This window comes from Morganella morganii (genome assembly GCF_019243775.1).
In the GTDB taxonomy this organism is placed as follows: Bacteria; Pseudomonadota; Gammaproteobacteria; order Enterobacterales; family Enterobacteriaceae; genus Morganella; species Morganella morganii.
The window spans coordinates 2,874,523-2,887,814 of sequence record NZ_CP069157.1; the positions used below are offsets into that span (position 1 = coordinate 2,874,523).

9 protein-coding genes and 2 pseudogenes are annotated in these 13,292 nt (G+C 50.2%); 6 read left to right on the forward strand and 5 right to left on the reverse strand.

Going from position 1 to position 13,292, the window contains the following annotated elements:
- Nucleotides 1-12 precede the first annotated feature (12 nt).
- From JL661_RS13915 to JL661_RS13925, 3 genes and pseudogenes are all read right to left on the reverse strand, one after another.
- Nucleotides 13-1,714: pseudogene (locus JL661_RS13915) on the reverse strand (ABC transporter permease).
- Entirely contained in the window at nt 1,698-2,732 is a 1,035-nt protein-coding gene (locus JL661_RS13920) for a Fe(3+) ABC transporter substrate-binding protein (protein ID WP_032097909.1), read from the reverse strand. Before JL661_RS13920 ends, JL661_RS13915 begins: the two are co-directional and overlap by 17 nt.
- Before the next feature lie 160 nt (nt 2,733-2,892).
- A pseudogene (locus tag JL661_RS13925) lies at nt 2,893-3,061 on the reverse strand (IS3 family transposase); the annotation flags it as partial.
- A 590-nt stretch (nt 3,062-3,651) separates the two neighbouring features.
- Here JL661_RS13925 and JL661_RS13930 point away from each other — a divergent pair.
- Nucleotides 3,652-6,423, forward strand: coding sequence for an autotransporter outer membrane beta-barrel domain-containing protein (locus JL661_RS13930; RefSeq protein WP_062773104.1), 2,772 nt, complete (start codon nt 3,652-3,654; stop codon nt 6,421-6,423).
- A gap of 62 nt (nt 6,424-6,485) precedes the next feature.
- On the opposite strand, the gene JL661_RS13935 is transcribed toward JL661_RS13930, so the two are convergent.
- On the reverse strand, nt 6,486-7,739 hold the full coding sequence (locus JL661_RS13935) for a nucleoside permease (RefSeq protein ID WP_004235905.1): 1,254 nt from the start codon (nt 7,737-7,739) through the stop codon (nt 6,486-6,488).
- Nucleotides 7,740-7,869: 130 nt separating this feature from the next.
- Nucleotides 7,870-8,688 carry a purine-nucleoside phosphorylase gene (locus JL661_RS13940; RefSeq protein ID WP_004235906.1) on the reverse strand — a complete coding sequence of 273 codons (819 nt, stop codon included), beginning with the start codon at nt 8,686-8,688 and terminating at the stop codon, nt 7,870-7,872.
- 169 nt (nt 8,689-8,857) lie between these two features.
- On the opposite strand from JL661_RS13940, the gene JL661_RS13945 reads away from it, so the two are divergent.
- The 5 genes from JL661_RS13945 (at nt 8,858) to JL661_RS13965 (ending at nt 13,200) form a co-directional block, all read left to right on the forward strand.
- Nucleotides 8,858-10,066 carry an ROK family protein gene (locus JL661_RS13945; RefSeq protein WP_004238832.1) on the forward strand — a complete coding sequence of 403 codons (1,209 nt, stop codon included), beginning with the start codon at nt 8,858-8,860 and terminating at the stop codon, nt 10,064-10,066.
- Nucleotides 10,067-10,260: 194 nt separating this feature from the next.
- Nucleotides 10,261-10,662, forward strand: coding sequence for a DUF4878 domain-containing protein (locus JL661_RS13950; protein WP_062773101.1), 402 nt, complete (start codon nt 10,261-10,263; stop codon nt 10,660-10,662).
- Nucleotides 10,662-11,225 (forward strand): YiiX/YebB-like N1pC/P60 family cysteine hydrolase, encoded by a 564-nt coding sequence (locus tag JL661_RS13955; RefSeq protein WP_004235911.1) that lies wholly within the window; start codon nt 10,662-10,664, stop codon nt 11,223-11,225. The genes JL661_RS13950 and JL661_RS13955 overlap by 1 nt, the downstream gene beginning before the upstream one ends.
- 42 nt (nt 11,226-11,267) lie before the next feature.
- Nucleotides 11,268-12,185, forward strand: a complete 918-nt coding sequence (gene rnz, locus JL661_RS13960) for a ribonuclease Z (RefSeq protein WP_062773099.1) — start codon at nt 11,268-11,270, stop codon at nt 12,183-12,185.
- Between the two features lie 91 nt (nt 12,186-12,276).
- On the forward strand, nt 12,277-13,200 hold the full coding sequence (locus tag JL661_RS13965; protein ID WP_062773149.1) for a LysR family transcriptional regulator: 924 nt from the start codon (nt 12,277-12,279) through the stop codon (nt 13,198-13,200).
- Nucleotides 13,201-13,292 lie beyond the last annotated feature (92 nt).

Genomic DNA, 13,292 nt, shown 5'->3' on the forward strand with positions numbered 1-13,292 from the left:
ACTCCCTTCTGATTATCGTTGTTTTGGCCCGGATGAAGATAATTGACTACGTGCTAATAGTATTACCGGGAGCGTTCCGGCCAATACAATCAGTAATGCTGCAACAGCCCCCTCCTCATAGGTACCTCTCGCCGCTTCTGCATACAAAGATGTTGCTAATGTTTCAAAGTTAACCGGACGAAGTAATAAAGTAGCCGGTAACTCTTTCATCACATCAGCAAAAACCAGCAAAGCACCTGTCACTAATGCCGGACGCAATAACGGTAAATGTACGCGGAAAAAGGTTCCCGACTCACTTTCACCAAGTAATCTTGAGGCCTGTTCCATGCCCGGCGGAATACGGGTTAACCCGGCATCAATCGCCCCGACTGAAATCGCCATAAAGCGGATAGAACAACAGATAACTAATAAAACCCCCGAAGAGAGCAGCGGTAAACCGCGATAATTGAACAATTCGGCCAGTATATTATCCAACGACATACCCGGTGTTAATAACCCGATGGCCAATACCGTTCCCGGCACCGCATAGCCCAATGAGGCAACTTTCATCAATGTACGTCTGGCCTCCGGAGCCCCCCCCCGAAATCGCACTTGATCTCGCATACCACGCCACAATCAGGCTGACAAAAGTCACCACAAGGGTAACTCCTGCCGCTAATAATAATGAGTTTTGTAATGATTGCAGGAGGCTGGCAGAAATTTCCATACTATCACTAAAACGCCTGATACTTTCCCAACCCAGAAATAGTGCAGGGGCAACAAAGCCCAGTAAAACAGGCAGAGAAGTCAATAAAGTCGCCAGGCATGCGTGAATTCCCGTTAATCGTGCCGGTAAAATCCCCCGCATTTGCCGGCCGGAATTATAACGCTGATTCTTGCGCCCATAATATTCCAGGGCCAGCAACAGAATAATTACCGTCAACATGGAGCACGCAATTTGCGCTGCTGCCGCCAAATCAGAACGCGTCACCCACGTGGTATACACTGTGACTGTCAGAGTATTCACGCCAAGGAATTCGGATGCGCCAATATCATTCAGTGTTTCCAGTAATGCTAAGCTTGTTCCTACCACCAGTGCGGGACGTGCCATTGGCAGCGCCACCCGGAAAAATGAGCCGGTTGAACTTAAACCAAGTGTGCGGGCTGCTTCCAGTAAATGCGCCGGCTGGCTCATAAACATCGCCCGCATGGTGAGATAAACATACGGATATAACACCAGACCCAATAACAAAATCGCGCCGGTCATGGAGCGAAGATCCGGAAGCCTGAACTCACGGGGGTTGCTATAGCCCAACAGGCTGCGAATGACTTCCTGAACCGGCCCGATGGGATGCAGTAAATCAAGCCAGGCAAATGCCACTATGTAGGTTGGCATGGCGAGGGGAAGCAGCAATGCCCAACTAAATAGCCGCTTTCCCGGGAAATCGAATGCAGTGACTAACCAGGCGCAACCCGCACCAATAAGCATGACCAGTACGCCGACACCAAGTAATAAAATCAGGGTATTGAGTATCGCATCAGGCAACACATACTTCAGTAAATGTTCCCAATGACTGACACCTGAGCTTACCGCGAGCCATAACAGGAATAACAAAGGGGTCATTACACCAAGCGTAATGACCACCACAGTAAGACTTAAAGGCGAAAAACCGAAACGCGGCGCTCCTGCGGCGCCACGTAAATCAGATAAGCCTGTTTTATTGATCGAATCCAACTTTATCTACCAACTGGCTGGCTTGTTTACGGTGTTTAACGATTTCAGCCAGTGGAATGTTATCAACATTGATTTCACCAATCGCACTGTTGATCGTCGCATCCAAAGGAACCCCTTTACGGATTGGATATTCGTAGTTAGCTTGCGCATACAGCTGCTGAGCAGGAACTGAAACTAAATACTCCATCAATTTCACAGCTTGTTCTTTATGTGGCGCATTGCGGGCAACTGCAGCACCAGTGATATTGACGTGCGTTCCGCCACTGGTAAAGGTTGGCTGAACGACTTTAATGGCATCCCCCCACTGACGGGCATCAGTGCCTTCTTTCGCATTTTTCATATGACCAACATAGTAGGAGTTCGCTAAGCCAACATCACAGATACCACCGAGGATGTCACGGGCAACATCACGATCGCCACCAGCAGCTTTACGGGCTAAGTTATTTTTCACGCCACGTAACCACGCTTCTGTTTTCGCTTCACCATCATGAGCAATCATTGCGGCTACTAATGCTGTGTTATAGGGGTGTTGTCCCGCACGAATACAGATTTTGCCTTTCCATTGCGGGTCTGCCAGGTTTTCATACGTGATGCTGTTTAATGGTATGGATTTTTCTGCATACAACACACGTGCACGCATTGACAAACCAAACCATTGGTTGTCTTTATCACGTAAAGAAGCCGGAATAACTTCTGTTAATACTTCGGATTGAACAGGTTGAGTTACACCTGCTTCAACTAAATCGATGAGGTTACCTGCATCAACTGTCATTAATAAGTCAGCCGGAGAGTTTTTACCTTCGGCTTTTACTCGTTCTAACATACCATCTTTGATATAGACAGTATTTACATCAATGGCAGTTTCTTTCGTAAAGGCATCGAGAAGAGGCTGAATTAAGCCCGGTTCACGTGTGGTATATAAAGTGAGGGAATCTTTTGCCATCGCTGGTAATGCACAGGTAACCATAAGCGATGATGCCAACGTAATCAAACGAGTCTTATTACATAAAAAAAACATTTTTTTTCAACATGTTGCGATCTTCTCCATAGTGAAGTGATGCTTAATATAATCTATTGAATATCTTGCAGGCTGTAAAAAAGTATATATGATAATAAGTCTCGTTTGCAAATTAGTTTCATTAAAAAATAGTAAAGTTAAGTTATAACTAAAATGAATGCATTCTAAGGTAATCGAAGATCTCTGTTCGGGCCAAACTCCGGCCTTATAAATACGCTTTCTGATGCGCTCTTTTTTCAGTAAAACGATTAGATCAAAGCGTTATCGCGGCAGTTGCCACTCCGGCTGATACTCTGTACCAGGTTGTTGGCCCGGCAGAAGCGCAGCCAGTGCCAGTTTGCGTGAGAGGGTAGGTTCCATAGCCCCCCTCACCCAGGCTGAATTATCTGCTGTGGTGGGGTGTCAGCTCAGAACATAACGGTCAATGTATAAAAAGGGGCATATTGTGGGTCCTGACAAAAAGATATCCTCAACACTACTCCGCCGCAACGAATATTATAGAAATAACGTAGCACTTGTAATGTGCACCATAAAACACCTTACTTCATTCAATATCCGAACCGGAATATTTTTCATTGCCTCTGAAAGTAATTTATTAAAATAGATACAGCCTGATAAACCATCCCGTATTTTTCACCTGTCACTGTTATTCCCTTACTATTCTCAAATTGTTACACATTACCGCCTTATTACAACACAGGTGAGTAGAGACATACGCGTCTGAGTGGTATTTTTCTTATTAACGAGCTGTATATCCGAATTAATTCCGGTAGACGGTATTTACCGGCTGTTTCATTATTTTATCACCTGTTAAAAAATAATATTCCGTTTTATTTCCGGACGATTTTCTTACAGCTCACAGCACCACATTCAATCTGATAAATAATTTTAATTCGCTTTTTAAAGCAAGGATTTGGATATGACATTTAATAATTCAGTGCTGATTGCACTGTTTTCCGCTTCTTTCAGCGCTTATGCCACGGAACCACCACCACCTTATCAGTCAGAAGTTGAAGTTCCTGATATTAATACCATTCTCAGCAGTGCCACTGATGGCTGGCCGACCGCAAAAGATAAGTGGGATAATAAATATCAGTCAATTATCACCGGTAACCAATATATTAATGGTCAGACATTAACCAGAACCTGGTTCCCGGAACAATTTCTTTATGTTGAGAATAATTCTTACAGCCTGAATAACACCATTGATTCCTTCCAGACCACATTCCGGAGCGGTAGTGTCGCTATCGGAAATATAGTCAAAGGCGGAATTACCAATCCGTCCGATCCTTCCAAAGTCTATCGCGGATTTATGTCGATGATGGAAGACTCCGTAGCGTATAACACTATTGTTGAAGATAACGGCAGCCTCAGCCTGGGGAATGACGCCAAAGCGTATAACACCACAGTGAATACCGGCGGCAGAATGGTTGTCGGTACACGGGGCTATGCACAGGCAATTTTGATCGACGGCGGTTATCTGGAGCAATCCGTTACCAGCACCTCAAATACCAAAGATGTGATTGTCGTGAATGGCGGACAGCATATTATCTACGGCGGTACGGCAACCAACAGCCATATCGGCAGCGGCAGCTATCAGATGAGCAGCGGCAACACGATAGATACCGTGCTGTATGACGGTGCAGTTCAGCAGATTTATGCCGGGAAAGATGGTGTGACTGACCGCAATACCATCGTTAACCACGGTGCATTACAGTTTGTGACCCACGGTAATACAGAAGATACCCGTGTTTACGGTACCCAGATTATTACCGGTGTTGACGGGGAATGGGAAAACGGCGAGTGGACATCCGACGATTCTTTCCGGATTGATGATCAGACAGCCAAAAATGCCACCATTTATGCCGGCGGTGTGCAGCGTATTCAGACTGGCGAAGCCATTGATACCCAGGTTTACGGACAGCAGATTGTCAGCGGCAAAAAAGGCGGCTGGAGCGGCGGACAATGGGTTGAGCAGGATGCCTGGATTGGCAAAGATCAGGTTGCCACCGGCTCAGTGATCCACCAGGGCGGTGAACAGATTGTTGAATACTATGCCGATGCGGTTGGTACGCTGGTTAACGGCGGTACACAGCTGGTCAAGGAGTTTGGTCATATTCAGGATACTACCGTTGAGAACGGAGGTTCATCCTTTATCGCTTACGGTGCCTACTCCACCGGTGACCTGAATGTTAATGACGGTTCAGTAACGATGGAAGGCGGTAGTCTTCACAGCTGGACCGGAGCTCTGGACGGCAAAGGCGCTTATGTTACCCGTCTTAATCTGGCCGGTGACAATGCGTTTATGTATCTGAAGCATAATGACACCACCAGCGAATCCGAAGCAACGATTGAAACACTGGCTAACAACGGTACCGTGGTATTCGGCAGCAGCGACGGCACTGACGCCGGTAAATACAGCCGGTTACAGATTTCAGATCTGACCGGTTCCGGCACCTTTGTGATGAACACCAATATTAACGGTGGTACCGGTGATTTCCTGAATATCAGCAACAGTATCAGCGGTGAGTTTAATGTCAGAGTAATGGATTCCGGTCAGGAGCTGAAAAGCCGCGGCGGTGTGAATCCTCATCATCTGATCTTTGCCAACGGCAGTGACAGCAACAGCTTTGTACTGGTGAACGGCAGTGTTGACCTGGGTGCTTATAAATATTACCTGGTACAGGGTGATGAGCAGGACAGCGATAACTGGTATTTATCACCGAAAGCAACCGATCCGGCACCAAATCCGGATCCGGAGCCGGGCCCTGATCCGAAGCCTGAAATCTCCGAAAGCGGGAAAAACGCTATCGCGATGGCCAACGTGACGCCAACTATCTGGAACAGCGAATTATCCACACTGAGAACCCGGCTGGGCGATCTTCGTGATAACCAGACGGCACAGGATGGTGTGTGGGGCAAATATATCGGCAGCCGTAACCGCATCTCAACCGGCAATGTCGGTTACACCCAGGATATGAACGGGCTGATGCTGGGCGGCGACCACGCGATTGCGCTGGAAAACGGCCGCCTTCTGGTCGGGGGAATGTTCTCCTATACCCATTCAGAACTGGATGCCCGCACCAGTGACGGCAAGGTGGACAGCTTAGGTCTTGGTGTCTACACCACCTGGATGCATAACAGCGGTTACTATGTGGATGGCGTGCTGAAAGCCAACCATTTCAGAACCAAAAACAGCGCACAGTTTAATGACGGCAAAACCACCGCCAAAGATAACACCAACGGCATCGGTTTCTCTGTGGAAGGCGGTAAACACATCACCGCAGGCAGTTACTTTATCGAGCCTTATGTACTGGGATCTTACTTCCGCGGCGAAAAAACAGCCTACCGTTTTAGCAGTGACATGAAAGTGAAAGCGGATGCTGCAGAATCTGTTAAAGGTGAAATCGGTACCACCTTCGGTAAGACGTTTGTCACTGAAAGCGGTGGTCTGATTAAACCTTATGCTCGCCTGGCGGTCAGCCACGAGTTCAAAAAGAACAATGATGTGGTGATTAATGACACTGAATCATTCAGCAATGATATGTCCGGAACCGTCGGTAAATACGGCGTGGGTCTGACAGCGCAGATGAATAATCAGTGGTCCGCCTATGCAGAGTTCAACTATGCCAAAGGCAGCCATGTGGAAACCCCTTACAGCGGCAACCTGGGTATCCGTTACAGTTTCTGATAATTCATACAGTACAGAATGACAAAACCGGCCCTTAAGGCCGGTTTTTTTATGCTGTTACCTTATACCACCGCTTTTTCTGCAGCTTTTTCAGTCCGGTGGTCATAACGGAAAGTGAACTGGAAAATAATCGCCAGCACCACAGTATAAGAAGCGAATATCAGCCAGATTGACTGCCAGTCTTTCACGCCGTCCACCGTGAACATATCCACAACCTTACCGCTGACAATCGCACCGGCATAGGCTCCCACACCGTTAACCATCATCATGAACAGTCCCTGCGCACTGGCGCGGATTTTGGAACTGACGGTTTTTTCAATGAAAATCGAGCCGGAGACATTGAAGAAATCAAATGCACAGCCATAAACAATCATCGACAGCACGAGGAAGAAGAAACCGATTGATACCGGCTCACCAAAGGCAAACAAACCAAAACGCAGTGTCCAGGCAATCATACTGATCAGCATCACGGTTTTGATGCCGTAGCGTTTAAGGAAATACGGGATCGCGAGGATAAACACCACTTCAGCCATCTGTGAGACAGAAAGCAGCACAGACGGATACTGCACCACCAGCGTGTCTTTATATTCCGCGATACGGCCGAAATCATGCAGAAACGGGTTACCGAATGTATTGGTGATTTGCAGCACTGCGCCGAGCAGCATGGCAAACAGGAAAAACACCGCCATGACCGGCTGTTTAAACAGCACAAAGGCATCCAGGCCGTAACGCTGTGCCCAGGTGGTCGTACCGGTCTGTTTTACCACCGGAATTGCCGGCAGTGTCAGTGAATACAGTGCGAGCAGCAATGATGCGCCGGCGGCAATATAAAGCTGCATATTGCTCAGCTCGAATTTCATCAGACTGACCGCCCACATCGCCGCGATAAAACCGACAGTACCGAACACCCGGACAGACGGGAAATGCGTAACCGGATCGAGGTTATATTTTTGCAGGCTTGCGTAACTGACGGAGTTTGACAGGGCAATGGTCGGCATAAAGGCCATCGCATTCAGCAGCATCACCCAGAATAGTACATTCACATCGGTGACAGTTGCGGCATAAAAGAGTGCACCGGCGCAGATCAGGTGACACAGGCCGTAAAGCCGGTTCGCCGGAATGAATTTATCGGCAATAATCCCGACCAGGCCCGGCATAATCACCGCCGCCAGCCCTTTGGTGCTGTAGATCCAGCCCACATCAGCCCCGGTAAATTTGAGGGTTGCCATCATATACGAGCCGAGGGTGATTAACCACGCGCCCCAGATGAAATACTGGAGGAACAGCATCGCTTTCAGTCTGACTTTTATATCCATGGGTATCTCCGCTGAGATAAAGAAAAAAAAGGCCGCCGACGTCCCATGATGTCAGGGCGGCCTCTGAACGACGGTTTTCTTAATGTTATACTGAGAAAAAGAAAACCACACTTAGCTGATGATTATCTGATTAAAAACGGGAAATAATACCGGTAACCAGCTTCAGGAAAGTGCTTTTCACCCGCTCAGCGGTTTCAATCACTTCGTCGTGGCTCAGCGGCTGGTCGAGAATACCGCACGCCATATTCGTCAGGCAGGAAATCCCCAGGGTTTCAATCCCGGCGTGGCGCGCCACCAGTGCTTCCGGAACGGTGGACATCCCCACCGCATCCGCGCCCAGTGTGCGGATCATCCGGATTTCCGCCGGTGTTTCATAAACCGGACCGGTCCACCAGGCGTAGACACCTTCGCGCATGGTCACACCCTGCTCTGCGGCTACCGCTTTGGCGATACCGCGCAGATTTTTGCTGTACACTTCACTGACATCCAGAAAGCGCACACCGAGATCCGGATTATTCGGCCCGATCAGCGGATTATTTGCCGTCAGATTGAGGTGGTCCGTGATCAGCATCAGGTCGCCCGGGGCAAAACCGGTATTTACTGCACCACAGGCATTGGTGATGATCAGCTTTTCGATACCCAGCGCTTTCATCAGACGCACCGGGAAGGTAACCTGATCCAGCGACACGCCTTCGTAATAGTGGAAACGGCCTTTCATCGCCACCACGGTTTTGCCGCCCAGCGTGCCGATAACCAGCTCATTGGCATGGCCGACAGCGGAAGAGCTGGCGAAATGCGGAATATCGTTGTACGGAATGCGGACAGCATTCTCCAGGGTATCGGCAAACGGTCCCAGGCCGGAGCCTAAAATGATACCGATAGTCGGTTTAACAGTGATCTGCGCTTCGACGAACGCTTTGCTTTCTGCGATATCAGCGGTGAGATGCATTATTTATCTCCTGAATTTATCCGGGATGTAACAATTGATGAAATGTATGCCGCGATTGTAGATCAGATGTAAACACGGAAACAGGATCTTCTTCTCAATATGAGAAAAAGGATCCGGATACAATGATGAATAACAGACAGTGCCCCGTGATAAAAGGAGATTCGGGCTTATGACGTTATCCGGCATACTCAGTGAATTCCGGTCATCCAAAAACTCCAAAACCCGGAAACTGAAAACCCTCTGGCAGCTGATTCTGAATGACGGGCCTATCCGAGCGGAAACGCTGTCAGAAAAAGCCAACATGAATGGCGCCACCTGTGCGCGGCTGCTGGATGAGCTGAGCAGGCTGGGCCTTATCAGCGCGGCAGAACTGGGGCAATCCACCGGCGGGCGCAAACCGATTCTCTACAGTGTCAATCCGGACAGAGGGCGGCTCGCCGGGATTGAAATCAGCAATATCTATTCCACGATTGTGCTGCAAAACCTGAAGCTGGATGTGCTGGCGACCTGCAAAATCAAAGCTGCCGGACAGGAAACGCCGCAGGTGCTGCTGGAGCGTCTGCTCACCCGGCTGTTATCACTGCTGGAGGAACATCACCTCAGTACGGATGATCTGCTCGGTATCGGCATTGCGGCGGATTACACCCTGCCTCCCGGCAGTGACCGCCGCGCCATGAATGATTATCTGATCCCGTTACTGCGTGAGATGGCGGAAAGCCGTACCGGATGTCAGGTGACTATCGGCAGCGGGGTGAATTTTGCCGCACTGGCAGAATACCGGCTGCGCCACAAAGAGAGCCGCCGCCTGTTTTTCACCACCTGTGACGCGGAGATCCGCAGCAGTACCATTCTCAGCGAGCCTGTCCGCTTTATGCCGCCGGGCTCGGAAAATGCGTTCGGGCATATGACGCTCGATCTCCACGGCCGCACCTGTGAATGCGGCTCGTTTGGTTGTCTTAATCAGTACAGTTCGCTGGAAGCTATCCGCAAAACCGTGATTCAGCATCTGCGGCGCGGCAAACCCTCCGTCATCACCTCGCTGGTCAGTGATGAGCAGGAAATTGATTACCATGTGATTTTTAAAGCCCTTGAGCTGGCTGATCCAATCTGTACCGATGCACTCGAAGAGGCTGCTTATTATTACGGTCTGGCAATCGCCAATACCATTCTCTCCTTCCAGCCGGATGTGGTGGTCTGCGGCGGGACGCTGACCCCGAAACACACTTTCTTCGCCACTGTGCAGAAAACCGTGGCGCAAAAACTGGCCGGATTCCCGCAGATTAACACCCGGATAGTGCCTGCGTTTGATTCCTATGAAGTGGTTTCTCAGGGAGCCGGCGCGATGGTGCTGGAGAGCCTGCTCAGTGATACGCCCTGATAATCCTCTGCCGGGGTTTTCCTGAACAGGTATCCGCATAATAACCTGCGCAGTGTCGCCCTCACTGCGCTATCTTTCCCTGAATCCGCCGTCAGCGTTATATACAGGATTGCCAAGCCGCCGGATGTCCGTATACTGCCGGTATTTTCATCAGAAAATAATAAAAACACCTGTTGTCTTTTAAAGGAAAAACTATGTTTAAAAAAATCGCCCTCGCCCTGATGCTGCTGGCCGGCAGTATGATGCTGACCGCCTGCGGCAGTGATTCCCCGCAGGATGTTGTTAAACAGTTCTACAGTGCTGTTGAGAAAAAAGATGCGGATAAAGCTTATGATCTGCTCGCCATCCCGGAAAAAGATAAACAGAAAAATGAGATGGAAATCAAAGGCAAAGTACAGATGATTGTCGGTGATATGGCGCGCCGCATTGAAGGCAACGGCGGCGTGGAAAGCACAGAAGTGAAATCCGTCGATATTGATGAAAGCAAAAAACGCGCAACCGTCATCCTGACAGTCAATTTCAAAGACGGCAAACAGAAAGATGAGCGTTTCATGCTGACAAAAGATGAAGGCGACTGGAAAATCATCCTGCGCTGATGAGACATACACTCTGCGCCGGGTTTCTGCTCCCGGCGCTGCTGACAGCCGCACTGCCGCTGCAGGCAGCAGTACCGCCGCCCGGCATTCAGAGCGGTGACCTGGTTTTCCGTGACGGCGGCGAAGCCATCAGTGATATTGTCAGAAGTATCGATAACAGCGGTTTCAGCCATGTCGGTATTGTTGATATCACACCGGAAGGGACTTATGTTATCCACGCCACCCCGCAGGAGCACCCGGACGGTATCAGCGGCGTGAACCGCGATCCCCTTGATTTCTTTATTGAACACGCCAAAGACGGACAGGTTGCCTGGTATGCCGTACAGGCAGACAGCGAAAATCACCGCCGCGCCCGAGATAATGCCCTTGCGCAGCTCGGCACGCCTTTCAGCATCAACCCGCAGGACGGGCTGTACTGCACACAACTGGCAGCAGATACCTGGCAGTCGGCCGGGGTCACGATCATCACCGGCAAAACCCGTCTGAGTTTACCGCTGGCGGAAGAACCGTTAATCTTACCGGAAAATATTACCCGCTCGCCGCAACTGCGCCGTATTCCGTAATACCGGCCTCTTCGCGGCGGCAACTGCAATACAGGGAACAACATGGAGTTAATTTTTCTGGGCACCGGTGCCGGTGTTCCGTCAAACAACCGCAACGTCAGCAGCCTGGTGCTGGATCTCAAATCATTACAGCGCGGCCTGTGGATGTTTGACTGCGGCGAAGGCACTCAGCATCAGATCCTGAAAAGTCCGGTCAAAATCCCGAAACTGGAAAAAATCTTTATCACCCACCTGCACGGCGACCATATTTTCGGCCTGCCCGGCCTGTTATGCAGCCGCTCCATGGGCGGATGTGAGGACCCACTTACTCTCTTTGGCCCGCAGGGGCTGGCGCAGTTTGTTGAAACTGCACTGACACTCAGCGGCTCGTATCTGACCTTCCCGCTGGAGATCATTGAGATAGATGAGGAAGGGGTGATTTACGATGACGGACAACTGAAAGTCAGCGCTTACTCACTCGAGCATCCGGTGATCAGCTACGGTTACCGGATTGAAGAACATGACAAACCCGGCGCACTGGATGCACAGCGTCTGAAAGCCGAAGGCGTGACCGGCGGCCCGTGGATGCAGACCCTGAAACAGGGCGGCGAAGTGACACTGGATGATGGCCGGGTGATTTGCGGGGCGGATTATCTCGGCGAACCGCAGCGCGGACGTCATCTGGTGATTTTCGGAGATACCGCGCCGTGTGAAAATGCGCTGAAACTGGCACAGAATGCAGATGTGATTGTGCTGGAAGCCACACTTGACGGCACTATGACAGAAAAAGCCAACAGCCGCGGACACTCCTCCACCGTGCAGACCGCCACTCTGGCGCGTGATGCCGGGGTTGGTACGCTGATCGCCACCCATTTCAGCGGGCGCTACAGCGAAGAAGATTGTGAGCGTTTACTTCGCGGGTGTCAGGCGATTTTCCCGGCCACAGTGTTTGCCTTTGACCACATGGTGTACCCGCTTTAACCTGTCTGTCTCCGGCGTGATTATCACTGTTACACAGATTTTGATATAGTGAATGCTGTTTATTATTTCATTCACTGCCGGAGGTTTTACCATGCTGCCCGCCCACGAGTACGCTAATGATCTGATTTTATTTGCGCTGATTGTGGATTGCGGCTCATTCAGTAAAGCGGCGGAAATGGCCGGTGTCACCGGCTCTGTGCTCAGCAAGCGGGTAGGACGGCTGGAAAAAGCCCTCGGTGCCCGTCTTCTCTACCGCACCAGCCGCAGCCTGTCTGTCACGGAAAACGGCCGCGTACTGTATCAGCATGCCAAATCCCTTACCGGCCAGGTTCACAGCGCATTACAGGCAGTCAGTGCCAACAGTGATGAGCTGACCGGCCTTATCCGTATGTCAGTACCCACTATCTCCGGAGAGCTGGTTCTCAGCGACAGCGTTGCGGAATTCTGTGAAAAATACCCGAATGTGAAAGTGGAAATGCATCTGGAGAACCGGTTTGTTGACCTGGTGAATGAACGGATTGACCTAGCTATCCGCACCGGGATGATGAGTGACTCCAGCCTGATAGCCCGTCCGCTGATTGATTCTCACTGGGTGATCCTCGCCTCCCCCCGCTATCTGGAAAAATACCCCGCGCCGCAGAATCCGGAAGATTTACTGACACACAACTGCCTCACCTACACCTATCAGCAAAGCGGTACCTCAAACTGGCTGATGCGCCGCCCGGATACCGGTGAAATCTATGAATTGCAGGTAAGCGGTAATATCGCTTTCAATAATGCCCGCGCCATCCGCAAAGCACTGCTCAGCGGCCACGGTATCGCCATGGTGCCGCGCTGTATGGTGCATGAGGATCTGGAGGCCGGGTTGCTGACGGAAGTTCTGCCGGGTTACAGCGGCAAAAAACTCGGCGTGTATGCCGTATATCCGTACACCCGCCATCTGCCGGTCAAAATCCGCCTGCTGATCGATCATATTCAGGCGTCATATCAGGCAATCAGTCCTTATTTCGGCTGACAGATTCAGGATTGTTATCTATCTGTGATATTGATTAGTCGATTTTTGGAATTTCTCTATTGACCATTGTGGCCTAATTAATGTGACCCTGT